The organism is Thauera sp. WH-2 (assembly GCF_048321015.1).
GTDB lineage: Bacteria > Pseudomonadota > Gammaproteobacteria > Burkholderiales > Rhodocyclaceae > Thauera.
This window is the reverse complement of the sequence record NZ_JBLWFG010000001.1, coordinates 94327-118915: the sequence shown is the minus strand read 5'-3', so window position 1 is coordinate 118915 and position 24589 is coordinate 94327. Positions and strand designations below refer to the sequence as shown.

Below are 24589 nucleotides of genomic sequence, written 5' to 3'. Positions count from 1 at the left end.
TCAGATCACCTTCGCAACGTTCTTGAGTTTGTCGACCAGCTGCGCGACGTCCGCCACGCGTTCGCCCGCGCTGCGCTTGGGCGGCTCGGACACCTTCAGCGTGCTCAGCCGGGGCGCCACATCCACGCCCAGATCCTCGGGCTTGACGGTCTCCAGCGGCTTCTTCTTCGCCTTCATGATGTTGGGCAGCGTGGCGTAACGCGGCTCGTTCAGACGCAGATCGGTGGTCACCACCGCCGGCAGCTTGACCGACAAGGTCTCCAGGCCACCGTCGATCTCGCGCGTCACCGAGGCCTTGCCGTCGGCGATCGCGACCTTCGAAGCAAAGGTGGCCTGCGGCCAGCCCGCGAGCGCCGCCAGCATCTGACCGGTCTGATTGGCATCGTCGTCGATGGCCTGCTTGCCGCACACGACCAGGCTCGGCTGCTCCTTGTCGCACACCGCCTTCAACAGCTTGGCGACAGCCAGCGGCTGCAACTCGACGTCGGTCTCGACCAGGATGCCGCGATCGGCACCGATGGCCATCGCCGCGCGCAGCGTCTCCTGGCAGGCGCCCACGCCGCAGCTGACCGCCACGACCTCGCTGGCGACACCGGCCTCCTTCAGGCGCACGGCCTCCTCGACGGCAATTTCGTCGAAGGGGTTCATGCTCATCTTCACATTGGCCAGATCCACGCCACTGCCATCGGCCTTGACGCGCACCTTGACGTTGTAATCCACGACACGCTTGACGGGTACGAGAACTTTCACTCTGCCGCACTCCTCTCTGATTTCTGACTGGACACCGGCTCTGCAGACCGGACGAATCGATTATGTCACCGCGCTCCACCGATGGCACTGCTGCAGGGCAACATCGCCATACGGAAAAGTATCGCGCATACGGTAGCGTATGGCCCCGGAATCGTCAATACTACGGCGTATGGAAACAAGCGCCAAGAAACCCCGTACCCAGCTCGACCGCGACGCGTGGATCGCGGGCGCGACCGAAGTGCTCGCCGAGGAAGGCATCGCCGGCCTGCGCGTGGAGGTGCTGGCAAAACGGCTGAAGGTCACCAAAGGCAGCTTCTACTGGCACTTCACCGACCGCCGCGACCTGCTGATGGCCGTACTCACGCACTGGAAGGACGGGCGCATCCGCGACATCATCAAGCAGACACGGGCGCAGCCTGGTCGCGAGCTGGAGCAGATCTACCACGTGATCGACGTGTATAGCGCCAGCCGCAGCCGGCGCGGCATGATGATCGAACTCGCTGTCCGTGACTGGGCGCGCAGGGACGCCGAAGCCGGGGCGATCGTGGCCGAGGTGGACGACGTGCGCCTGCGCTGCGCGCGCGACCTCTTCCTAGCCTGCGGGGTGCCGATGGAAGAAGCCTCCAGCCGCTGCATGCTGCTCTACGCCTATGTGTTCGGCGTTTCGCTGATGATCTACGACAAGTTCGACAGCGACGTCGGGCGGCTCAAGCGCGACATCGCCGACCTCATCGCACGCTCCAGCGCCTGTCGCCAGACAGGTTGACTCAGCGCGGGCGCCAGCCACCCAGCGTCTCCTGCACGTTGCGCCCGGTGGTCTCGACTACCTCCTCCTCCGTGATGTCCCGCAGTCCGGCGAGCACCTGTGCATAGCGGGCAAGGTTTTCCGGCAGATTGCGCTGGCCAGGCGCCCACGCTGGCGGAATATCGGGCGCATCGGTCTCGAGCACGATCGAGGACAAGGGCAGCGTGCGCGCCAGCGTGCGAATCCGGCTGGAGCCCTCATAGCTCATCGCCCCGCCGAAACCGAGCTTGAAGCCCAGCGAAATGAAGATCTCCGCCTGCTGCCGGCTGCCGTTGAAGGCGTGCGCGATGCCGCCGCAGATGCCCGCACGGCGCAGCTCGCGCAGAATCGGGTCCACCGCCCGCCGCACATGCAGGATCACCGGCAGTCCGTGCCTGCGTGCAAGACGCAGCTGCGCACGAAAGAATTCCAGCTGGCGCACCGGGTCGACATCGGCGACGAAGTGATCGAGACCGATCTCCCCCACCGCATGCGCCTCGCCCGCGGCCAGGTGGGCGTCGAGGATCTCGAGGTCTTCCATCGCGGCCCGCATCACATACAGAGGATGGATCCCGAGCGCGACACACACATCCCGGCGGGCGGCGGCCAGGGACAGCAGCCCGGCGAAACCTTCCCGCGCCACGCCGGGCACCACGAAGCCGCGCACCCCGACCGCACGCGCACGCTCGATGAGCACGGTGCGGTCCGGGTCGAACTCGGCAGCATCGAGGTGGATGTGCGAATCGATCAGCATCGACTGCCCCCTCCGGAGCGGGCTGGCCCTTGCGCGACGCTGCGCCTTCAGCGCCCGCGGAATTCGGGTTTGCGCTTCGCCACGAAGGCGTCGATCCCCTCGCCCGCATCCTCGCACATCATGTTGCACGCCATGGTCTCGGAGGCGAGCTGATAGGCTGCATCGAGTCCCATCTCGAGCTGCTTGTAGAACATCTGCTTGCCCATGCGGATCGCCAGCGGCGACTTGGCGAGGATGGATGCGCACAGCCGCTCGACCTCGGCATCGAGCTCATCGGGCGGCACCACACGGTTCACCAGCCCACGGCGCTGCGCCTCGCGAGCATCGATGAAGTCGCCGGTGACGAGCATCTCGAAGGCCTCCTTGCGCCCGACGTTGCGCGACAGGCCAACGCTGGGCGTAGCGCAGAACAGGCCCACGTTGATCCCGGACACCGCGAAGCGCGCATTCTCGGACGCCACCGCCAGATCGCACATCGACACCAGCTGGCAGCCAGCCGCGGTGGCGATGCTGTGCACCCGGGCGATCACCGGCTGCGGCATCTCGGTCAGCTTCATCATGAACTTGCCGCACAGGCGGAAGAGTTGCTGGTGGAAGGCGAGCGCGTGGTTCGAGCGCATTTCCTTGAGGTCGTGGCCCGCGCAGAAGGCCTTGCCCTCGCCCGCGATCACGACCGCACGCACGCTCTCGTCCCGCGCGATGTCGTCGATGGCGCCAATCAGCGCTTCGAGCATCGCCATCGACAGCGAGTTGAACTGCTGCGGCCGGTTCAGAGTGAGCGTGGCGATGCCGCCTTCGTCGCGGCGCAGCAGGATGGGTTCGTTCGGACGCTCTTCGTGTGCAGTCATGACGGGTCTCCTCCGTAAGGTGTCGGTCCCGGAGCCTTCGCTCCGATGGAAGTTAACGTTAACGTCAATTGCCCCGTTGCACCAGCCCCTCGCATCCTGTCTCGCCTGTCATGTCGCGGCCAAGGATCTGCATCCACTCCCCAAGCCTCTGGACGAGCCCGCCCACCGCCTCGCGATGGGCCAGCACCCCCCCCGCTGCATCGGCGCTCGGTGCGGGCGCCGCAAGCTCGAAGGCACGCGCAGCAAGGACGCGATCTCCACGCGCGGGCAGCAGACTGGCCCGCACAAGAACCTCCACCCGGCTCATGCCTGCACCGTCAAAGCGCTGAATGAACTCATCGAGTTCGATGCGCAGGCGGCACCCGCCGTTGCCCTCGAGCGAACCCAGGCTGCGGGCAAGGGCCTGGCGCAGCATCGCCGGCGGCGAAGACACCCAGCGGCTATGCACATAAACCCGCCGTTGGGCCGGATCGGAGGCATCGAGCCGGTACTGCATGGCAGACGACGCAAGCCAGGGCGCCGCCGTCACCTCGATCCGGACGGGCGCAAACGCCTCATCCAGACCGCGCGGGGCGAAAGGTCCGAGATCGTACTGCGCCATGACTGCCGGCTTGGGCACGATTGCGGAACAGGCACCGAGCAGCCAGGCGAAGAGCGCGACCAGCAGGGTGCGAGCCAGCGGAGCGGGAAGATTCATCATGCGTTCCTGATAGCAATTCGGTCGGGACACGAAGGCACGCAGACTGACATCATCACCGTCCTTCGAACCCCGGCTCGCCCGGCCCCGGCAAGGCCGCAGCACGGCCAGTGAGCAGGATCTGCGGGGAGGTTTCGATCTCCTCGGCAAAACGCCCGAGCCGATGCGCAGTGCCCACGAGCTCACGGAGCAAGGTGTTCAACTGCGGCAGCGTCTCACCCGCCAGCCCCTGCGCAGTCGAGGTGGCGGCCTCGTCCAGACTGGAGGAAACCACCTCGAGGCGCTGCATCAGGCGGCGCAGGTCGGCCAGCGCCGGACTCACCTCTGCGGCCGCAGCATCCGCCCGCAACAGCAGCGATGAGAGCCGGGCGACGTTGTCCTCGCTCAGCACGCGCCGCAGGGAGGCGAGCGTCTCCGGCAGTTCGCCGACACTACGATCGAGGCCAACTGCAGCCGATTCGAGCCTCGCCAAGGTATTGCGCAGGCGCGCGCTGTTCTCGTCGTCCAGCAGCGCATTGATGCGTTCGCCCAGCGTCTGCATCTGCTCCAGGGCGGCGATCGCGCGCACCCCGAGCACGTCGACCAGACCGGGGCGCAGGGTAATGCGGGCATCCGCACCCTCTCCTTCAGCGAGCGGCCGCGGATCGTCCCCCCGATCATCGAGCTGGACGAAGGCCAGGCCGGTCACCCCCATGGTGCCGAGCGAGGCCGTGGTGCCGCGGGTGACGGGGACGTCTGCGCGCACGCGCACACGGATGATCAGATTGCCTGGATCCTCCGGGTCGATGTGGATGGCGCGCACATTGCCGACCGCAAGACCGCGAAAGCGCACCCGCGACTGCTCGGCCAGCCCGTTGATGTCCCCTCGCGCCACGAGCACGAACTCCCGCGTCGCCTCCCGTTCCTGGGAGAACCACCACACCGCGAACACCACCCCTGCCCCCAGCACGAGGGCAAACAGACCGGCAGCGAAGGCGTATGCCCGGTTTTCCATCTCAATGCACTCCCCTGACGCGCTCCAGCGCCCGGCGTCCATTCTCGCCCAGGAAGAAGCGCTGCACGAAAGGATGATCCACCTTCAACGTCTCTTCCAGCGTGGCAAAGCTCACGATGCGGCGCTCGGCCAGCACGGCGACCCGGGTCGCCATGGCGGCCAGGGTGTCGAGGTCGTGCGTGACCAGCACCACGGTCAGCCCCAGCTCCGCATGCAGCGAGCGGATCAGGCGCACGAAGGCCACACTGCGATCGGGATCGAGCCCGGCCGTGGGTTCGTCGAGCAACAGCAGCTCCGGCTCCAGCGCCAGCGCCCGTGCCAGCGCGGTCCGCTTGACCATGCCGCCGGAGAGTTCGGCTGGCATCAGCAGGGCGTGCTCGGGCTCCATCTCCACCATCGCAAGCTTGAGCGCGACCAGATCGCGGATTTCGGCCTCACTGACCATACCAAGTTCACGCAGGGGAAAGGCAATGTTCTCGAACACCGTGAAGGCCGAGAACAGCGCCCCCTGCTGAAAGAGCACACCGAAGCGCTGGCGCCGTGCCAGGCGTTCGGCCTCGCTGCCCGCGTGCAGGGGTTCGCCGAACAGTTCGACCTCGCCCGATTGGGGCCGGGTGAGCCCGATGATGTGGCGCAGCAGCGTGGTCTTGCCGCTACCCGACCCGCCGACCAGCGCAACGATCTCGCCACGTCGGATGTCGAGGTCCAGGGCCTCGTGCACCACGTTGCGCCCGAAGCGGGTAAGGATGCCGCGCAGGGATACGACCCGCTCGCTCATTGCCGCCCTCATACCGGAAGGCCGATCGACCGGGTGGCGATCGCGAACACGGCATCGACCAGGATCACCACCGTGATCGCCGACACCACCGAGGCCGTGGTGTGCGAAGACAGGCTTTCGGTGTTGGGCTGCACGCGCAGGCCGAAGTGGCAGGCGATGAGCGCGATCAGCAGCCCGAACACCGCGCCCTTCGCCAACCCGATGTACAGGTTCGCCACCGGCACCGCATCGGGCAGCGCGGTGACGAAATACTGGAAACTGAGGTCAAGCTCAACCCATGCGGACACCCAGCCGCCCAGCAAGGCCATGGCCGAGGTCCACAACACCAGCAGCGGCATGGCGAGGGTGAGCCCGAGCACCTTTGGCAGCACCAACCGCAGCGAGCGCGACACGCCCATCGCGGCAAGCGCGTCGATCTCCTCCGTCACCCGCATCACACCGAGTTGGGCCGTCATCGCGGAGCCGGAGCGCCCGGCCACGAGCACGGACACCAGCACCGGTCCAAGCTCACGGATGATACCCATCCCGAGGATATCCACGATGAAGGCATCTGCACCGAAGGTCCTGAGTTGCAGCGAGGACAGGTAGGACAGCACTACCCCGATCAGGAAGCCCACCAGCGCGGACACCGGCATCGCTTTCACGCCGACCTTGTGCACCGTCGCCGAGATCTCCAGCAGCGGCCACTGGCGTGGGTGTTGCAGCAGATGCAGCAAATCGAGAAACAGCGTCCCGAGCAGTGCTAGGAATGCACGCAGGTGCGCGAGGAATGCGATCAGCGTCTCCCCGAGCAGGCGTATCGCCTCTACGGGACCGCCTCGCCTCGCCACGGGTAGAGGGTGTGCATCCGCCTGGGCGATGCGAGCGATGATCGTACGCTGAGCCTCGCTCGCCTGCAGGCGCGCAGGCCAGGCGCGCCCCCAAGCCTGCCAGATCAGCGTGGCACCGAAGCTGTCCAGGCGTGCAAGCTCCAGCAAGGACCAGGCCGTGCCTCGAGGAACGGAGGCCAGGCGCTGGCGCAGCGCAGGCAGATGTGGCGCAAGGCCGCGCAGGGTCCAGTCGCCCCGAAGGCGGGCACCCGTCTCATCGACCACGAGCACCCGGTTCATGCGCGTGCCCGCGGCCGTTCAGGGGGCGACCGGGGTGCGCAGGCTCAGTGCGCGGATGTAGAGCGAGCGCCCTACGCCCTGCCACTGGCGGCGCTCCTCTTCCAGCGCCACCGCGGTCAGGGGAAGTTTCTGCAGCCAGCCTGGCGCGGCGGTCAGGCTGAACCCCCTGCCCTCGCGCAAGAAGGTCACTGGCGGCAAGCCCCGTGCGTCGCGCGCCCGGTGGATCACCACCGCGAGGCGCAGACAGGCGATCAACAGCCAGTCCACACTGCCCGGATCGATCGCCGAGGCCACGCGCTCCAGCTTGCCCCGATGCGCCAGCACGAGCCGGGCCAGGCGCGCCTGGTCCATGCGCGAGAAGCCCGGCATGTCGGCATTGCCGACGATGTAGGCGCTGTGCTTGTGATAGCTGGAGTGCGCAACCGAAATGCCGATCTCGTGCACCATCGCCGCCCAGCGCAGGAAGCGTTGGTCGTCCCCTTCCGGGTCGCTCATTCCGGGCTCGAGCTGCGCAAGCAGATGACAAGCGGTGTCTGCAACCTGCTGCGCCTGCCGCACATCGACGCCATAGCGGCGCACGAAGGCACTGATCGTCGCGTCGCGAAGGTCATGGTGGTGGTAACGTCCGAGCAGGTCGTAAAGCACGCCGAGGCGCAAGGCACCTTCGGAGAACACCATCTGCTCGAGCGCGAACTCCTTGAACACCGCGCTCATGATGGCGAAGCCGCCGAGGATCACCGGCAACCGGTCGCCCTTGAGCCCGGCCAGATCGAGCGCGTCGATGCTGCCCGCGCGCAACAGCAAGGCCTTGAGCTTCTCGAGGCCCTCGCGCGTGATCCCGCCGGACGACAAACCGTTCTGCTCCAGAATCTCGGCCAGCGCCTTGGCGGTGCCGCTCGAACCGACGGCCTCCTCCCAGCCCGCTTCGCGATAGGCGGCAGAGATCGTCTGCAGTTCACGCCGCGCCGCAAGTTCCGCCTCCTTCATTCCGCGCTTGTCGATGCGCCCATCGGGGAAAAACCTGAGGCTGAAGCCGACGCAGCCCATGTAGCGCGACTCCAGCAGCAGCGGCTCGAAGCTCTTGCCGACGATGAACTCGGTCGAGCCGCCGCCGATGTCGACCACCAGCTGCTGCTTGTGCGGATCGGGCAGCGTGTGCGCAACGCCGACATAGATCAGCCGCGCCTCCTCGCGCCCGGCGATGACCTCGATCGGGAAGCCGAGCGCCGCCTCGGCGCGGATCAGGAACTCGGGTGCGTTCTTCGCCACCCGCAGGGTATTGGTTGCCACCGCACGCACGCGCCCGGGGGGGAAATCGCGCAGGCGCTCGTGGAAGCGCTGCAGGGCAAGCACGCCGCGCTGCTGCGAGGCAAGGTCGAGCTTCTTGTCGGGCGATAGACCGGCGGCGAGGCGAACGGCCTCCTTCAGCCCGTCGAGCGGATAGATCTGGTCGTTGACGATACGCCCCACCTGCAGGCGGAAGCTGTTCGAACCCAAATCGATCGCTGCAATCAGATCTCGCATCGTTATCCCGTCTGCAGGCGTCCCCAGGGACGCGAGGCCCGGATTCTATCACCGCGGGCCGCTGGATCGTTGCGTGCAAAACTTCTTCGAAGCCGCGCCCGATCTCGCCTGGAGCGGAAATCATCGTCATGAAGATGCAACGAAAGTGTCACATAATCCCGAAGCACGCACCGCCCCGGAAAACGCCATGTACATCGCCCGAAACACGCCGCTTACCCACCCCGCCGAACACTTCCTCAACCGCGAACTGTCGCTGCTGCAGTTCCAGCGCCGGGTTCTGGCGCAGGCTGCCGACCCCGACGTGCCGCTACTCGAGCGCCTGCGTTTCGTCTGCATCGTTTCGAGCAACCTCGACGAATTCTTCGAGATCCGCGTCTCGGGCATCAAAGAGCAGATCCGCGTCGGCAGCCGGAAATCGGGCGAAGACGGCATCACCCCAAACGAGTTGCTCGCCCGCGTTTCCGATGAGGTGCATGAGATCATCTCCGACCAGTACGAGATGCTGAACGACGACATCCTTCCCGCACTGGAGCAGGAAGGTGTCGTATTCCTCCGCCGCAGCCTGTGGTCGGAGGCACAGCGCGCGTGGATCCGCGATTACTTCATGCGCGAGGTGATGCCGGTGCTCACGCCGATCGGACTGGACCCCGCCCACCCCTTCCCGCGCGTGCTCAACAAGAGCCTGAACTTCGCCGTAGAACTGGAGGGGCGCGACGCCTTCGGGCGCGACTCCGGCGCCGCGATCGTGCAGGCACCACGCGCCCTGCCCCGTGTCATCCGCCTGCCCCGCGAACTCTGCGAGCAGGAATACTGCTTCGTCTTCCTGTCGTCCGTGCTGCATGCTCACGTCAGCGAGCTCTTCACCGGCATGCGCGTGCTCGGCTGCTACCAGTTCCGCGTCACCCGCAACTCGGACCTTTTCGTGGACGAGGAGGAGGTCAAGGATCTACGCGCATCGCTCAAGGGCGAACTGCAGCAGCGCCACTTCGGTGATGCGGTGCGGCTCGAGGTCGCCGACAACTGCTCCGACGAGATGGCGAGCTTCCTGCTGCAGCACTTCCATCTGACCCCCGACGACCTGTACCGCACCCCGGGCATTGTGAACCTCGTGCGCCTGATCCAGGTACCGGACTGGGTGGATCGCCCCGTCCTCAAATACACGCCCTTCGTGCCGGGCCTGCCCAAGACGCTCGACAAGCGGCGCAACATCTTCACCGCCATCCGCAGTGGCGACATCCTGCTTCATCACCCCTTCCAGAGCTTCGCACCGGTCATCGACCTGCTGCGCACCGCCGCAGACGACCCACAGGTGCTCGCGATCAAGATGACGGTGTATCGCACCGGCACCGACTCGGTGCTGATGGAGCACCTCGCGCGCGCCGCACAGAAGGGCAAGGAAGTCACCGTCGTGCTTGAGCTCATGGCGCGCTTCGACGAGGAGGCGAACATCACGCTCGCCAACCGGCTCGAGGAGGTCGGCGCGCACGTGGTGTACGGCGTCTTCGGTTACAAGACCCACGCCAAGCTGCTCATGGTCGTGCGCCGCGAGGAAGACGGGCTGCGGCGCTATGTGCACATGGGCACGGGCAACTACCACCCGCGCACGACCCGCTTCTACACCGACTTCGGCCTGATGACCTGCAACGCCGAAATCGGCGACGAGGTGGCGACGGTGTTCAAGCAGCTCACCGGACTGGGCAGGGCGAGCGAACTCCGTCACCTCTGGCAGGCGCCGTTCGCGCTCCAGCCCAGGGTGGTGGAGGCGATCCGCCGCGAGGCGGAGATCGCGCGCGAGGGGCGGCGCGGGCGCGTCATCGCCAAGATGAACGCGCTGCTCGAGCCGGAAACCATCGAAGCGCTGTACGAGGCCTCACAGGCAGGCGTGGAAATCGACCTGATCATCCGCGGGCCTTGCGCGCTGCGTCCAGGCGTGCCGGGCCTGTCGGAGAACATTCGCGTGCGCTCGGTGGTCGGCCGCTTCCTCGAACACCACCGCATCTTCCACTTCCATGCCGACGGCAAGGATCTGATGTATCTGTCGAGCGCCGACTGGATGGACCGCAACTTCTTCCGCCGCATCGAGATCGCCTTCCCGGTGCTCGATCCGCGCCTGAAGCGTCGCGTGATGAAGGAAGGCCTGCGCCCCTACCTCGGCGACAACTGCCAAGCCTGGGAGATGCTGCCGGACGGCAAGTACCGGCGCAAGCACGCGCGCACCGTGCGCCGCTCCGCGCAGCTGATCCTGCTCAACGAACTCGCCGCCAGCAGCTGAGCGCGGCACCGCAGGCCGGGCCCGCCGCAACAGCGAGTCCGGTGGGCGCGCGGCTCATTTGCGCTGCGCGTCGATCACCCCCGGCACTTCGCGGATCAGCGTGATCGCCCGCTGCGCCTGCTTGATGCCCCCCACTTCCATGGTGAAGCGCATGTAGGCCGTGCCCTTCTTGGTCAGGGTGTTGACGGCGATCACGTTCAGCTTCTCGCGCGACAGCACCTCGGAGATGTCGCGCAGCAGGCCCTGACGGTCCCCCGCCTGCACGTTGATGTCGACCTGGTACAGCGCAGTCCGGGTGTCGTTCGCCTTCTCGCCCCACTCGGCCGGAATCACCCGTTCCGGGTGCTGGCGGGCGAGTGTCTGGAAGTCGGCGCAATCCACACGGTGGATGGAGATGCCACGCCCGCGCGTGACGAAGCCTTCGATTGCATCCGGCGGCGCGGGCTTGCAGCAGCGCGAGAGCGAAGTCATCAGCTTGCCCACGCCCACGATCAGGATCTTGTCCTGGTTGTCGCCGGAACGGCTGCGGCTGACGACGAACTCCGGCTCGTTCCCGGCCGGAGTTTCGGGTGCGCTGCCCTCGCGCAGCGCGGTCTGCACCGCCCTCGGGCCCACCTCTCCACGTCCGGCGGCCAGATACAGCGCCTCTGCGTTCTTGAAGCCCAGGCGCTCGGCCAGGCCGTCGATGTTGGCCTGTCCGTGGCCGTCGCGCTGCATCTCGCGGGTCACGAAGCTGCGCCCGCGCGACAGCAGCTCTTCCTCGTCGAGCTGGGCAAAATACTGCTTGATCTTGTTGCGCGCACGCGAGGTGGCGACATAGGCCTGGCGCACATCGAGCCAGTCGCGCGACGGGCCGCCTTCCTTGGCGGCGACGATCTCGACCGTCTGTCCGCTCTCGAGCTGCGTGTTCAGCGGCACCAGGTGGCCATCGACCCTGGCGCCACGACAGTGATGACCGAGGTCGGTGTGCAGCCGGTAGGCGAAATCGACCGGGGTCGCGCCGCGCGGCATGTCGATCACCTTGCCCTGCGGGGTCAGCACGTACAGCGTGTCGTCCAGCGAGGCACGCTTGAACTGCTCCATCCAGTGCGCGGAGTCCGTGACCTCGTCGCGCCACGAAAGCAGGTTGCGCAGCAGGGCGATCTTCTCGTCGTAGTCACCCCCCTCCTTCGCACCTTCCTTGTAGCGCCAGTGCGCGGCCACACCGAGCTCTGCATGACGGTGCATGTCATAGGTACGGATCTGCACCTCGAGCGCCCGACCGTCGCCCGCCAGCACCGCGGTATGCAGCGACTGGTAGTTGTTGCCCTTGGGCTTGGTGATGTAGTCGTCGAATTCCTTGGCGATCGGCTGCCAGATCTGATGCACGATGCCCAGCACCGTGTAGCAGTCCTTGATGTCATCCACCAGCACCCGCAGCGCGCGGATGTCGAACACCTGCGAGAAATCGAGCCGCTTCTTCCGCATCTTGTTGTAGATGCTGTAGATGTGTTTGGCGCGCCCGGTGATCTCGGCCTGGATGCCGACGCCGGCGAGCTCGCTGCGCAGGCGCTCGATCGCATCCTGGATGAACTGCTCGCGTTCGATGCGGCGCTCGTCGAGCATCTTCGCGATGCGCTTGTAGGTCTCTGGCTCGATGAAGCGGAAGGACAGATCCTCGAGCTCCCACTTGAGCTGCCACACCCCGAGCCGGTTGGCGAGCGGCGCATAGATGTCGAGGCTTTCACGCGCAATCTCGACCCGGGCGTCCCCTGGCAGATCGGTGTGGAAGCGCAGCGTCTGCGTGCGCGAGGCCAGGCGAACCAGCACCACGCGGATATCCTCGACCATCGCCAGCAGCATCTTGCGCAGCACTTCGGTCTGTGCGCGGATCTCGGGTGCGGTGGCATTGGTCGTGAGCCGGGTCAGCACCCGCAAGCCGTTCAGCCGGTGCAGGCCACGCACCAGATCGGCAACCGCACTGCCGAAGCGCGCGCCGATCTCCTCGGCGGGCTCATCGAGCTCATCCCACGCCGCAAACAGCAGCGCCGCCAGCCGCGTCTCCGCATCGAGGCGCAGCGACGCGGCGATCAGGGCTGCCCCGATCGCATGCGTCCAGGTCGATTCGCCGGTACCGAGGACCTTGCCCTCGTACAGTTCGGCAATCCACTCCAATGCGGATTCAAGGCGGTCACGCTCGATCGGCGCGAGGCCGTCGGCGAGCTTGTCAATGGGCGGTGCGGTATCGCCCTGGGCGATGGCATGCGTCACGGAAACCATGGCGCCGATTATCCCACATTGGGCATCCGGAAGCGCTGCGGTAGCATACCGGTCAGCCACTCGGAACCTTTCCCGGATTCGTGCCTGCCGACGGCCCGCCCGCATGATGCTGAAGATGCTCCGCTCCCTGCTCGGTTTGCGGCCTGCCCCGCCCGAGGTCTGCTCCGACCAATGGGCGCGGGTCGAGGCCCGCCTGCCCTTCCTCGCCCGCCTGACAGCGGACGAGCGGGAACGCTTGCGCACGATGGCGCTCGAGTTTCTCCAGCGCAAGGAGTTTCACGGCGCCCAAGGTCTGGCGCTGAAAGACGACATGCTGCTGTCGATTGCCCTGCAAGCCTGCCTGCCAGTGCTCAACATCGGACTGCAGGCCTACGACGGCTGGGTGGGCGTGATCATCTATCCCGGCGACTTCGTGATCCCCCGCCAGGAGGTGGACGAAGCCGGCATACTGCACGAGTACGACGACGAGGTGCTCGGGGAGGCCTGGGAGGGCGGCCCGGTCCTGCTGTCCTGGTTCGAAGAGGACGACGGGCCGGAGGGCGTGAACGTCGTGATCCACGAATTCGCGCACAAGCTCGACATGGAGAACGGCGGCGTCGACGGCCTGCCCCGACTGCGCCCCGGCATGGCCCGCAAGGCTTGGGCAAGCGCCTTCGCCAGCGCCTACGAGGCGTTCTGCGCCGAGGTCGAACGCGGTGTCGACACGGCCATCGACCCCTATGCTGCGGAAGACCCTGGCGAGTTCTTCGCGGTTGCGTCCGAAGTCTTCTTCGAAGCACCGGAAGTACTCCGCGACCGCTTCCCACAGGTCCATTCACAGCTCGCGCTCTTGTACGGCCTCGATCCCGCAGCACGCACCTTGGACCACGCGCGCCCATGAGCTTCCAACCTACACGCAAACGCCTGCTGATCGTCCATCACACTCAGTCAGGCAACACTGGTCGGCTCGCCGAGGCCGTGCTGCGTGGTGCGCAACGGGTCGAGGAATGTGAATCGCAGCTCAAGCGCGCCTTCGACACCGGCACCGACGACCTGCTGGCGTGCGACGGCCTGCTCCTGGGAACCCCGGAGAACTTCGGCTACATGTCGGGCGCGCTCAAGGATTTCTTCGACCGCACCTACTACCCCTGCGAAGGCCGCCTCACCGGCTTGCCTTACGCGGTTTTCGTCAGCGCAGGCAACGACGGCACCGGCGCCGTGCGCGAGATCGACCGGATCGCCCGGGGGTATGGCTGGAAGACGGTCGCCGAGCCGCTGATCGTGCGCAAGGGCGTCAGCACCGGGGATCTGCTGCAGGCCGAGGCGCTCGGCGAGGCGATGGCGGCAGGACTGGCGATGGGTGTGTTCTGAGGGCCAGCCCCCGCGGCGCACACCTCGGACGACCGTCGTCACCGGTTCGTCACAATTCGCCTTTGCACACCGGACATCGCTGGCCTAAGCTTGAACCGTATTCGTCCCCGGGCGGCACCCGAGGTCGAATGCAACGGTCTTTCAGCAACGAAGGAGGTCTTATGGCCATCACCTGGATTCTGGTTGCCAACGCCAGCCTGGCGAAGCTCTATGCGAATCATGGCCCCAACAAGGGGTTGCAGCTGGTGAAGGAACTGATCCACCCGGAAAGCAGGCAGAAAAACGGCGATCTCGTCTCGGACCGCGCAGGCGCGATGGCCGGTAACGGAGGCGGCGGCTCGATGCAGCCGCAGACGCTACCCAAGCAGCACGAGGCCAAGGTCTTTGCACAGGAGATTGCCCAAACGCTCTACGACGGCCGTACCGCCAATGCATTCAAGCGTGCCATCCTGATCGCACCGCCCGCATTCATGGGGCTGCTCAACGCCGTCCTCGACGGCCCGACCGCGCAGATGGTCACCGACCGTTTCGAAAAGGACTACACCAAGACGCCCGAAGGAGAACTCGGGAAGCACCTTGGTTCCACCATTTTTCTGTGAGGGAGGGACTCGCGAACGCTTCGAACTTCATGGACCACATGCTGCAGGCCACGGGCCGGTGCAAAGGAGGACGTGTTTGAAGGTAGCGCAGAGGCTGAATCTTCACTGAAGTGAACAACACCTGAAGGGTGATCATGTCTCCACTCGTGAGACACCGGCCGATCGGGCCGATCCGGACGGGGCGCTGGGCGCCCCGTCACCCGTTTACACCTTGCTCCGACGAAGCCTCCCCGCCGCTGGAGGAGGAAAGCGGCCAGCGCTGCAGGACGCGGTAGTGCGCCCCGCTGGGCAGCCGCTCGGAGGACACCAGCACGAAACTGTCGACCGGCCAGCGCAAGCCCGCCACCACTTCGGTCACCGGAGCGCGACGGGCATTGCGGACCAGCGTCACATGAGGCGTGAACCCGCGCGCCTCGAGGGAAAAGCCGGCGGCGCGCAGGCGGCCAGCGAGATCGTCTGCCAGCTTCGCAAGCGCCGCGGGTGTGCGGGACGTGCCGGTCCACAGTACGCGATGTCCGTGCCAGCTTCCGACGCAATCGAGTTCGATCGCAAAGCACTCTCCCCGCACGCCCGAGACCGCCGCCTCGATGCGCATGACCGAATCCGCGGGTACGTCGCCCAGGAAGGCCAGGGTCAGATGCAGGGTGTCGCGGCGCATCAGCCGTCCGCCGCAGTCCTCCTGCAGGCCGCGTCCGCGTGCGTAGAGCGCAGCGGCGGTGGCGGCGGCGGGCCACAGCGCGAGAAAAAGCCGCAGGCATACGGAAACACGGCGGACGCCCGGCCGCTCCCGCTCGGATGCCTGCGCTGCCGGCGCGGCCTCCCGTCTGGTCCGGGACGCCTTGCCGGCGCCGCCCTCAGGCATCCTGCGTGCGGGCAAGCAAGGCGACCACCTGGGCTGCGATGCCTTCGCCCCGCCCGGTAAAACCGAGCTTCTCGGTGGTCTTGCCCTTGATGTTGATCGCTGCGGCATCCATGGCGAGGTCGGCCGCGATGTTCGCGACCATGGCCGGTGCATGGGGGAGGATGCGCGGGGCCTTGCAGATCAGCGTGGCGTCCACGTTGACCACCTTCCAGCCTGCATCGCGCACGCGCGCAAACGCCTCACGCAGCAGCACCCGGCTGTCCGCACCCGCATGCGCGGGATCGGTGTCCGGAAACAGGCGCCCGATGTCGCCCAGCCCGGCCGCGCCGAGAATGGCATCGGTCAGCGCATGCAGCAGCACGTCCGCATCCGAGTGGCCCAGCAGGCCACGCTCGAAGGGGATGGTCACCCCGCCGACGATCAGCGCGCGCCCCGGCACCAAGGCATGCACGTCGAAACCTTGTCCGACCCGGAATGGAACATTCATGGGGTATCACCTCTTCGGTTCTGGAGAATCCACTCGGCCAGATGCAGGTCGAGGGGATAAGTCACCTTCAGGTTGGTCGCATCGCCCTGGACGAGTCGCGGGCGCAGGCCGGCAGCTTCGATCGCGCTCGCCTCGTCGGTCACGTCCTTGTGCGCCTCCAGCGCCCGACGCAGCATCACATAGCGGAACATCTGCGGCGTCTGCGCCTGCCACAGGCTGTCGCGCGCCACGGTCTCGAGCACGTGCCGATGCGCATCGGCGCGCTTGAGCGTATCGGCCACCGGCACGGCGAGCAGCCCGCCGACCTCCTCGTGCGCGAGTTCTCGTATCAGCTTGTCCACGTGCCAGGCGGCCAGGCAGGGGCGCGCCGCATCATGGACCAGCACCCAGTCACCCGGCGCGGCCTCGGCGGCAATCGCGCGCAAGCCGCCCAGCACGCTGTCGGCACGCGTGGCGCCGCCGCAGAACAACGGCCTGAGCTTGGATCCGAGCGCCGACCAGTCGTAGTGGGCCCATTGCGCGTCATCGACCGAGAGCACGACGTAGACCACGTCGATCTCCGGCGCCTCGCACAGCACCGAAAGGGTGTGATGGATGAGCGGGCGGCCGAGCAGTTCGAGATACTGCTTCGGCTGCGGCGAGCCCATGCGCGAACCGTTACCGGCGGCAGGCACAATGGCGTAGTGGCGGGGGCGATGATTCTGCATGGCGCGCATTCTAGCCGCGCACGCGAGCGATCGCGCGCGGCGCGCCTATAATGGGCACGAACACCCCGTTTTCATTCAGGCAACCTTCCGCAGGATCCATCATGGCGCTCGCAGCGATCCGGCCGCCGGCGGTGGCCGGCCAGTTCTACCCCCGTGACGAACGCGTGCTGCGCACCCAACTCGCCGAACTGCTCAACACTGCAGTGGGGCTGGACGCTCCCGGCGCACCCAAGGCGATCATCGTGCCGCACGCGGGCTACATCTATTCCGGCCCGGTCGCAGCAAGCGCGTACGCGCTGCTCGCGCCGTTGCGCGAGCGTATCCGCCGCGTCGTCATGCTCGGCCCCACGCACCGCATGGCCGTGCCAGGCTTCGCCCTGCCCGCCGCGCAGGTATTCGCCACCCCGCTCGGCGAAGTGCCGCTCTCTCGCCAGGCATGGCTCGCGCTGCAAGCCCGGCGCGACGTGATCGTGGACGACCGCCCGCACGCCTTCGAGCACTGTCTCGAGGTACAGCTGCCCTTCCTGCAGATGGTGCTCGAGCGCTTCGAGATTGTTCCGGTACTGGTGGGCGACGCCAGCACCGAGGCGACCGCCAGCGTGCTCGACAGCCTTTGGGGCGGTCCCGAGACGCTGATCCTCATCAGCTCCGATCTCTCCCACTATCTCGGCTACCGCGAAGCGCAGGCATCCGACCGTGCCGCCGTCGAGCAAGTGCTGGCACTACGACCCGGGCTCGACCACCAACAGGCCTGCGGCGCCACCCCGATCAACGGCTTGCTGCTCGCAGCACACAGCCATCCCCTGCGGGCCCATCTGCTGGACCTGCGCAACTCCGGCGACACGGCCGGCGACCGCTCCCAGGTCGTCGGCTACACCAGCATCGCCTTTTGTGAACTGGAACCCCCCAGCCATGCCCGACACTGATTTCGGCTCCATCCTGCTGCGACTTGCCCGCGCGGCCATCGCACACCGCCTGGGGCTTGGTCCCGCGCCGGCAGTCCCCGAAGATCCGCGCCTGCACGAGAAAGGCGCCACCTTCATCACCCTGCTCAAGGACGGCGAACTGCGCGGCTGCATTGGCAGCCTGCGCCGCTCGCGCGAACTGGGGGAGGACGTGATCGCCAACGCGGTGGCCGCCGCCATGGAAGACACGCGCTTCGGGCCGCTCGGCACGGACGAGTTCAGCGCCATCACGATCGAGGTGTCGGTCCTGTCCGAGCCGGAGTTCCTCGACTTCTTCGGTGAAGAGGAACTCCTCGCCCAACTGCGCCCAGGCGAAGACGGCCTGATCATCTTCTCCGGCTGCCGCAGCGCGACCTTCCTGCCACAGGTGTGGGATCAACTGCCCGAGCCACGCCAGTTCCTCGCTGCGCTCAAGCACAAGGCCGGCCTGCCGATGGACCGCGAGGTGGTCGAGCTGATGGCCGCGCGCTACCACGTACAGAAATGGAAGGAGACCGAACAGGAGGCCTCATGAACACCCAGCCCGAGCCTGCCAACGTGATCGGCAGCCGTTTTCCTGCGCGCTACTGGCAACGTCTGGACGACGGCCGCTTCCAGTGCGACCTGTGCCCGCGCCTGTGCAAGCTGCACGACGGCCAGCGCGGTGCCTGCTTCGTGCGCATGCGCGTAGGTGACGTGATGTTGCTCACCACCTACGGCCGCAGCTCGGGCTTCTGCATCGACCCGATCGAGAAGAAACCGCTCAACCACTTCTACCCCGGCAGCAAGGTCTTCTCCTTCGGCACGGCGGGCTGCAACCTGGCGTGCAAGTTCTGTCAGAACTGGGACATCTCCAAGTCTCGCGACATGGACACACTGATGGACCAGGCCTCACCGCAGGAGATCGTCGATACCGCGCTTCACTGGGGCTGCCACAGCGTCGCCTTTACCTATAACGACCCGGTGATCTTCGCCGAGTACGCCATGGATGTAGCCGACGCCTGCCATGCGGTCGGGCTGCAGACCGTAGCCGTGACGGCAGGCTACATCAGCGAATGCGCACGCAAGGATTTTTTCTCGCGTATGGACGCAGCCAACGTCGACCTCAAGGGCTTCACCGACGACTTCTACGTGAAGCTGTGCGGCGCGCACCTGCAGCCGGTGCTCGACACGCTGGTCTGGCTGCGTCACGAGACCGACGTGTGGGTGGAACTGACCACCCTGCTGATTCCGGGACAGAACGATTCCGATACCGAGTTGCGGGCGTTGTCGAAATGGGTGCACGACGAACTCGGGGCCGAGGTGCCACTGCACTTCAGCGCCTTCCACCCCGACTTCAAGATGGTCGACCTTCCCCCCACGCCACCCGCAACCCTGCGCAGGGCGCGGCAGATCGCGCTCGATGCCGGCCTTCGCCATGTCTACACCGGCAACGTCCATGACACGGAGGGCGACACCACTCGCTGTGCCGCCTGCGGTGAGCCCGTGATCGTGCGCGACTGGTACGAGATTCGCAGCTACCGCCTGAACGCGCAGGGCGCCTGCCCCCGCTGCGGCGAGCGGCTCGCAGGCCGGTTCGGCCCGGTCGGCGCAGCGATAGACGAAGCCTTCGGCGCCCGCCGCATCCCCGTCTCCATCCACCGCCAGCCCAGCGCTGGCAGGCAGCTTTCGTGAAACTTCGCCACACCCCGGTCAGCATTTCATCGAACGGCGCCTGGCTCGACGGCGTGCTCGCCCATGCGCCGGACGTTCGCGGACTCGCGCTGTGCATCCATTCGCTCGGCCACCCTTCGCCCGATGCGCCGCCGCGCCCGCTCGAACTTGCGCTGCAGGCAGCGGGTTTTGCCACCATGACGGTGGATCTGCTCACACGGCAGGAGGCGATGCGCGACGCGGATGCCTCCTACAACATTCCCCGCCTCACCGATCGCATCCTCTCCGCGGTCGAATGGGCTGCGCATCAGCCGCCCCTGGTCGGCCTGCCGTTCGGCCTGGTCGCCAGCGGCACAGGCTGCGCCGCCGCGGTACGCGCTGCGGTGCGGGCCCCGGACGCCTTCATCGCGATCGCCTGCCTGGATGGCCGCGCCGATCTGGCCGGTGCAGAGCCCCTGCGCGCGGTGCGCACGCCCGTGCGCCTGATCATCCGCCCCGGCAGCGCGGAGGCGAACATCCTGGAAACGGCCTACCCTTTGATGAGGGGCGCCCACCACTGGCTCGCCCTTCCACCGGCACGAGATGCACACGAGCAGGAGCTGTTTGCCGCGAGAGCAGCCGCGACCTGGCTGCGGCAGCACCTGCCTCCGGAGGAAGGTGCCGCCCCGGACTGAGCCGGACCTCAGTCGCGGAACACCACCCACTCGTCGAGCGGCGCACGCTCCGTTCTGAGCCTGTTCTCGGGCGCGTCCGGGTCCGCGTAGCCCAGGGACATCCCGCAGATCAGGGTTTCGTTGTCGGGAATTCCGAGTTCCGGGCGAAGGATGCGGTGGAACTGGATCAACGCCGCCTGCGGGCAGGTATCGAGGCCGCGCGCCTTGGCAGCCAGCATCACGTTCTGCAGGAACATGCCGTAGTCGAGCCAGGAACCCTGTTCCATGACACGATCGACCGTGAAGATCAGCCCGACCGGCGCATCGAAAAACTTGTAGTTGCGCGCGAACTGCTCGTGCATCCGCTTCGCATCCCCCTTCTGGATCCCGAGCAAGCCATACAGATCGAGGCCGACCTTGCGCCGACGGTCGATGTAGGGGGAGATCCACTGCTTCGGGTAGTACTGGTACGGATCGGTGTGGGTGGCCGCCTCTTCAGGGTCGTCGAAGGCCGCGAGCAGTCTGGCCGTGACCCTCGCCTTGGCGTCGCCCGTCAGCACCCAGGCCTTCCAGGGCTGGATGTTGGTGCCCGAGGGCGCACGCGAGGCCACGGCAAGAATCTCGGCGATGGTTTCTTTCGGAACGGTGCGCGGCAGGAAGGCGCGGCAGGAATGGCGGCTGTCGATGACCTGGTCGACGGCGGACTGAAGCGGAGTGGTCATGATTGCAATCTCTCGTTGAGCCTGTGATGAATGAAAGCCTTCTTGGCGCGAGGACCTATGGTGTGTCTACATGCCGTTCACGTCAACGTGAGCGTGAGGCGGTGAGCGTGAGGTGGAGGGCGGGACGCGCAATCGCGCATGAACGAGCTGTGGCTCTCCTATAATTGCGCATTCCGATCGCACGACCCCCGCGCCCTACGCGGGCGTCGTGCCGTGCTTTAGACGCAGCCCTCATGCCCAACACCCTCGACTCTCTCCTGTCACGCCTCGCCACCGACAAGCTGCCCAAGCCGGGCGCCCGCCTGGACCTTGCTCCGCTCGCAGGCTCCGCCGACGCGCTCGCGATCGCCCAGCTCGCCAGCCGCGGCCGCATGTTGGTAGTGATCACCGCCAACCCGCTCGACGCCCAGCGCCTGCAGGACGAGATCGCCTGGGTCGCCCCTGGCCTGCGCGCGCACGTGCTGCCCGACTGGGAGACCCTGCCCTATGACAACTTCTCCCCTCACCAGGACCTGATCTCCGAGCGCCTGTCGACGCTCTACGCGATCAGCCGCGGCGAGACCGACCTCGTGCTGGTGCCGGCCTCAACCGCGCTCTACCGCATGGCGCCGCCGAACTATCTGGCCGCCTACACCTTCTTCCTCAAGCAGGGCGAGCGGCTGGATGTGGAGCAGTTCAAGGCACAGATGGCGCTCGCCGGCTATGCACACGTGACGCAGGTGGTGAGCCCGGGCGAGTTCTCGGTGCGCGGCGGGCTGGTGGACCTCTTCCCGATGGGCTCGCCCTTGCCCTTCCGCATCGACCTCTTCGATGACGAGGTCGAGAGCATCAAGACCTTCGACCCCGACACCCAGCGCACGGTCTACCCGACCAAGGAGATCCGCCTGCTGCCGGCGCGCGAGTTCCCGCTCGACGACAAGGGCCGCACGCGCTTTCGCAGCCGCTTCCGCGAGACCTTCGAGGGCGATCCGACGCGCGCCTCGATCTACAAGGACGTCTCCAACGGCATCGCGCCCGCCGGCATCGAGTATTACCTGCCGCTGTTCTTCGACGAGACTGCGACCCTGCTCGACTACCTGCCCGCCGAGACACCGGTGCTGCTGCACCGCGACGTACCGGCGGCGATCGCCGAGTTCTGGAAGGACACACGCTCGCGCCACGACCTGCTGAAGGGCGACCGTACCCGCCCCGTGCTGGCGCCCGAGCAGCTCTTCCTCACCGACGAGGCGTTCTTCGTCGCGCTGAAGAACCTTTCGCGCCTGAGCATCGGTGCCGAGGCGAGCGCCGAAACCCCCGATGCGCTCGCCCTGCCCCCGCCCGCGGTCGCGGTCGAGCGCAAGGCCACCGACCCGCTGCACAGGTTGAAGACCTTCCTCGACGGCTTCGACGGCCGCGTGCTGCTGCTATCGGACTCGCCCGGCCGGCGCGAGACCATGGCCGAGTTCTTTGCCGAATACGGCGTCAAGCCCAAGGCCAGCACCGATTTCGGCGCCTTCCTCGATGGCGACGCCCGCCTCGCGCTCGGCGTCGCGCCGCTCGCGCGCGGCTTCGTGCTGCCGGCTGCCAAGCTCGCGGTGCTGACCGAGACCGAGCTCTACGCGGCCACCGCGCGCAGCCGCGTGCGCCGCGACGCGCGCAAGGCCGCCACCATGGAGGGCTGGCTGCGCGACCTGTCGGAGCTGAAGGTCGGCGACCCTGTGGTGCACGTCTCGCACGGCATCGGCCGCTACCTCGGCCTCATCCACATGAACCTGGGCGAGGGCGACACCGAGTTCCTGCACCTGGAGTACAACGGCGGCGACAAGCTCTACGTACCGGTGTCGCAGCTGCACGTGATCACCCGCTACGCCGGCGCCGACCCAGAGGCCGTGGACCTGCACCGCCTCGGCTCGGGCCAGTGGGAGAAGGCGAAGAAGAAGGCGGCGATGCAGGTGCGCGACACCGCCGCCGAGCTGCTCGCGCTCTACGCCCAGCGCGCCGCGCGCCCGGGCCACCGCTTCGACTTCAAGCAGCACGACCTGGAGGCCTTCGCCGAGGGCTTCGGCTTCGAGACCACACCCGACCAGCAGTCGGCCATCGACGCGGTGGTGAGCGACATGAAGTCCGGCCGCCCGATGGACCGCCTGGTGTGCGGCGACGTCGGGTTCGGCAAGACCGAGGTCGCGTTGCGCGCCGCCTTCATCGCAGTCGCCGACGGCAAGCAGGTGGTGGTGCTGTGCCCGACCACGCTGCTCGCCGAGCAGCACTACCAGACCTTCGCCGACCGCTTCGCCGACTGGCCGATCAAGCTCGCCGAGCTGTCGCGCTTCAAGTCCGCCAAGGAACAGGCCGAAGCCCTGCAGCAACTGTCCGAAGGCAAGGTCGACATCATCATCGGGACCCACCGCCTGCTGCAGAAGGACGTCCTCTTCAAGCGCCTCGGACTGGTGATCATCGACGAGGAGCACCGCTTCGGCGTGCGCCAGAAGGAGGCCTTGAAGCAGCTGCGCTCCGAGGTCGACATCCTGACCCTCACCGCCACCCCGATCCCGCGCACGCTGGGCCTGGCGATGGAGGGCCTGCGCGAGTTCTCGGTGATCGCCACGCCGCCGCAGAAGCGCCTGTCGATCAAGACCTTCGTGCAGCCGTCGAGCCGCGGCGTGATCCGCGAGGCGGTGCTGCGCGAGTTCAAGCGCGGCGGGCAGGTGTACTTCCTGCACAACGAGGTCGACACCATCGACAACATGAAGGACGACCTCGAGGAGTTGCTGCCCGAGGCGCGCATCGTCGTCGGCCACGGCCAGCTCCCCGAGCGCGAACTCGAGCGCGTGATGCGCGACTTCACCCAGCAGCGCGCCAACCTGCTGCTGTGCACCACCATCATCGAGACCGGCATCAACATTCCCACCGCCAACACCATCCTCATCAACCGCGCCGACCGCTTCGGCCTGGCGCAGCTACACCAGCTGCGCGGCCGCGTCGGCCGCAGCCACCACCAAGCTTACGCCTACCTGCTGACCATGCCGGGCGCCAAGCCCACCGCGCAGGCGCAGAAAAGGCTAGAAGCAATTGCGATGATGGAAGACCTCGGCTCGGGCTTCTACCTGGCGATGCACGACCTCGAGATCCGCGGCGCCGGCGAGGTGCTGGGCGAGAACCAGTCGGGTGAGATCCAGCAGGTCGGCTTCAGCCTGTACACCGAAATGCTCAAGCGCGCGGTCAAGGACCTGCAGGCCGGCAAGGAGCCCGACCTGTCGCAGCCGCTGGAGGTGGTGTCCGAGATCAACCTGCACACCCCCGCCCTGCTCCCCACCGACTACTGCCCCGACGTGCAGGAGCGCCTGACGCTCTACAAGCGCCTGGCCAACTGCGAGCTGGAAGAAGACCTGCGCGCGCTGCAGGAGGAACTCATCGACCGCTTCGGCGAGCTGCCGCCCCAGACCGCCGCACTCATCGAGACCCACCGCCTGCGCATGCTGGTGAAGGACTACGGCGTGCAGAAGCTGGATGCGTCGGACGCGCAGATCAGCGTGCAGTTCGCCAAGGACGCACCGATCGACCCGGTCAAGGTCATCTTCCTGATCCAGAAGGACCGCAGCACCAAGATGGCCGGCCCCGAAAAGCTGGTGCGTCGCGTGAGCCTGCCCAACCTCAAGGAGCGGGTGAAGGCGGTGAAGGACCTGCTGGATGCGGTGAAGGCGGGATAGCCCGGGCGCAGGCGCCGGTCTGGCGCCTGGCAGACACTGCGGATGAGGGCGCGCATCGGACCCGCCCTCCTTCCCAGAGCCACGCTCTCTGACACCATTCGCTAGCCGGACCCGGCGGGAAGCGCTTAACATCGCGGCGTTACCGTTTCGTTGCGCA

At 66.9% G+C, this 24589-nt stretch carries 23 protein-coding genes; 10 read left to right on the top strand and 13 right to left on the bottom strand.

Annotated elements, in window-relative coordinates; translation table 11 throughout:
* Positions 1-750, bottom strand: coding sequence for an electron transfer flavoprotein subunit beta/FixA family protein (locus ACNKW1_RS00625; RefSeq protein ID WP_418362678.1), 750 nt, complete (start codon positions 748-750; stop codon positions 1-3).
* A gap of 169 nt (positions 751-919) precedes the next feature.
* Between ACNKW1_RS00625 and ACNKW1_RS00620 the strand changes: the two genes are divergently transcribed.
* Entirely contained in the window at positions 920-1516 is a 597-nt protein-coding gene (locus ACNKW1_RS00620) for a TetR/AcrR family transcriptional regulator (protein ID WP_418362677.1), read from the top strand.
* Between the two features lies 1 nt (position 1517).
* On the opposite strand, the gene ACNKW1_RS00615 is transcribed toward ACNKW1_RS00620, so the two are convergent.
* From ACNKW1_RS00615 to ppx, 7 genes are all read right to left on the bottom strand, one after another.
* Positions 1518-2288, bottom strand: coding sequence for a TatD family hydrolase (locus tag ACNKW1_RS00615; protein WP_418362676.1), 771 nt, complete (start codon positions 2286-2288; stop codon positions 1518-1520).
* Between the two features lie 47 nt (positions 2289-2335).
* Positions 2336-3136: an enoyl-CoA hydratase gene (locus ACNKW1_RS00610; protein WP_418362675.1), complete on the bottom strand. Its 801-nt coding sequence runs from the start codon at positions 3134-3136 to the stop codon at positions 2336-2338.
* A gap of 64 nt (positions 3137-3200) precedes the next feature.
* Positions 3201-3836, bottom strand: a complete 636-nt coding sequence (locus tag ACNKW1_RS00605; RefSeq protein WP_418362674.1) for an ABC-type transport auxiliary lipoprotein family protein — start codon at positions 3834-3836, stop codon at positions 3201-3203.
* Positions 3837-3888: 52 nt separating this feature from the next.
* Positions 3889-4827 carry an MlaD family protein gene (locus ACNKW1_RS00600; RefSeq protein WP_418362673.1) on the bottom strand — a complete coding sequence of 313 codons (939 nt, stop codon included), beginning with the start codon at positions 4825-4827 and terminating at the stop codon, positions 3889-3891.
* 1 nt (position 4828) lies between these two features.
* On the bottom strand, positions 4829-5605 hold the full coding sequence (locus tag ACNKW1_RS00595; RefSeq protein WP_418362672.1) for an ABC transporter ATP-binding protein: 777 nt from the start codon (positions 5603-5605) through the stop codon (positions 4829-4831).
* Positions 5606-5613: 8 nt separating this feature from the next.
* Positions 5614-6714 carry an MlaE family ABC transporter permease gene (locus tag ACNKW1_RS00590; protein WP_418362671.1) on the bottom strand — a complete coding sequence of 367 codons (1101 nt, stop codon included), beginning with the start codon at positions 6712-6714 and terminating at the stop codon, positions 5614-5616.
* Positions 6715-6732: 18 nt separating this feature from the next.
* Positions 6733-8238 (bottom strand): exopolyphosphatase, encoded by a 1506-nt coding sequence (gene ppx, locus ACNKW1_RS00585; RefSeq protein ID WP_418362670.1) that lies wholly within the window; start codon positions 8236-8238, stop codon positions 6733-6735.
* Positions 8239-8425: 187 nt separating this feature from the next.
* On the opposite strand from ppx, the gene ppk1 reads away from it, so the two are divergent.
* Positions 8426-10510, top strand: coding sequence for a polyphosphate kinase 1 (gene ppk1 / locus ACNKW1_RS00580; protein ID WP_418362669.1), 2085 nt, complete (start codon positions 8426-8428; stop codon positions 10508-10510).
* 54 nt (positions 10511-10564) lie between these two features.
* Here ppk1 and ACNKW1_RS00575 read toward each other — a convergent pair whose 3' ends face one another.
* Positions 10565-12769 (bottom strand): RelA/SpoT family protein, encoded by a 2205-nt coding sequence (locus ACNKW1_RS00575; protein WP_418362668.1) that lies wholly within the window; start codon positions 12767-12769, stop codon positions 10565-10567.
* Positions 12770-12875: 106 nt separating this feature from the next.
* On the opposite strand from ACNKW1_RS00575, the gene ACNKW1_RS00570 reads away from it, so the two are divergent.
* The 3 genes from ACNKW1_RS00570 to ACNKW1_RS00560 all read left to right on the top strand — a co-directional run bounded on the left by ACNKW1_RS00570 (position 12876) and on the right by ACNKW1_RS00560 (position 14718).
* The gene (locus ACNKW1_RS00570; protein ID WP_418363340.1) at positions 12876-13649 is read left to right on the top strand and encodes a zinc-dependent peptidase; all 774 of its coding nucleotides are present in this window, start codon (positions 12876-12878) and stop codon (positions 13647-13649) included.
* Entirely contained in the window at positions 13646-14119 is a 474-nt protein-coding gene (locus ACNKW1_RS00565; RefSeq protein ID WP_418362667.1) for a flavodoxin family protein, read from the top strand. Before ACNKW1_RS00570 ends, ACNKW1_RS00565 begins: the two co-directional genes overlap by 4 nt.
* Before the next feature lie 161 nt (positions 14120-14280).
* On the top strand, positions 14281-14718 hold the full coding sequence (locus tag ACNKW1_RS00560) for a host attachment protein (protein ID WP_418362666.1): 438 nt from the start codon (positions 14281-14283) through the stop codon (positions 14716-14718).
* Positions 14719-14914: 196 nt separating this feature from the next.
* Here the strand turns inward: ACNKW1_RS00560 and thpR are convergent, their stop codons facing one another.
* Genes thpR through ispD form a run of 3 tightly spaced genes read right to left on the bottom strand, consistent with a single transcriptional unit; the run spans position 14915 to position 16774 of the window.
* Positions 14915-15580 carry an RNA 2',3'-cyclic phosphodiesterase gene (thpR, locus tag ACNKW1_RS00555; RefSeq protein ID WP_418362665.1) on the bottom strand — a complete coding sequence of 222 codons (666 nt, stop codon included), beginning with the start codon at positions 15578-15580 and terminating at the stop codon, positions 14915-14917.
* The gene (gene ispF, locus ACNKW1_RS00550) at positions 15573-16067 is read right to left on the bottom strand and encodes a 2-C-methyl-D-erythritol 2,4-cyclodiphosphate synthase (protein ID WP_418362664.1); all 495 of its coding nucleotides are present in this window, start codon (positions 16065-16067) and stop codon (positions 15573-15575) included. The genes thpR and ispF overlap by 8 nt, the downstream gene beginning before the upstream one ends.
* Positions 16064-16774, bottom strand: a complete 711-nt coding sequence (ispD, locus tag ACNKW1_RS00545; protein WP_418362663.1) for a 2-C-methyl-D-erythritol 4-phosphate cytidylyltransferase — start codon at positions 16772-16774, stop codon at positions 16064-16066. The genes ispF and ispD overlap by 4 nt, the downstream gene beginning before the upstream one ends.
* Before the next feature lie 101 nt (positions 16775-16875).
* Between ispD and amrB the strand changes: the two genes are divergently transcribed.
* From amrB to ACNKW1_RS00525, 4 genes are read left to right on the top strand one after another with little or no spacing between them, the layout of a single operon-like run.
* Positions 16876-17700, top strand: a complete 825-nt coding sequence (gene amrB / locus ACNKW1_RS00540; RefSeq protein WP_418362662.1) for an AmmeMemoRadiSam system protein B — start codon at positions 16876-16878, stop codon at positions 17698-17700.
* The gene (gene amrA, locus ACNKW1_RS00535; protein ID WP_418362661.1) at positions 17687-18253 is read left to right on the top strand and encodes an AmmeMemoRadiSam system protein A; all 567 of its coding nucleotides are present in this window, start codon (positions 17687-17689) and stop codon (positions 18251-18253) included. The genes amrB and amrA overlap by 14 nt, the downstream gene beginning before the upstream one ends.
* Positions 18250-19392, top strand: a complete 1143-nt coding sequence (gene amrS / locus ACNKW1_RS00530; protein ID WP_418362660.1) for an AmmeMemoRadiSam system radical SAM enzyme — start codon at positions 18250-18252, stop codon at positions 19390-19392. Before amrA ends, amrS begins: the two co-directional genes overlap by 4 nt.
* Entirely contained in the window at positions 19389-20045 is a 657-nt protein-coding gene (locus tag ACNKW1_RS00525; RefSeq protein WP_418362659.1) for an alpha/beta hydrolase, read from the top strand. Before amrS ends, ACNKW1_RS00525 begins: the two co-directional genes overlap by 4 nt.
* A gap of 8 nt (positions 20046-20053) precedes the next feature.
* Here the strand turns inward: ACNKW1_RS00525 and ACNKW1_RS00520 are convergent, their stop codons facing one another.
* Positions 20054-20746, bottom strand: coding sequence for a nitroreductase (locus ACNKW1_RS00520; RefSeq protein WP_418362658.1), 693 nt, complete (start codon positions 20744-20746; stop codon positions 20054-20056).
* 233 nt (positions 20747-20979) lie between these two features.
* On the opposite strand from ACNKW1_RS00520, the gene mfd reads away from it, so the two are divergent.
* Complete coding sequence (mfd, locus tag ACNKW1_RS00515; protein WP_418362657.1) at positions 20980-24432, top strand: transcription-repair coupling factor; 3453 nt, start codon at positions 20980-20982, stop codon at positions 24430-24432.
* The last annotated feature ends 157 nt before the right edge of the window (positions 24433-24589 follow it).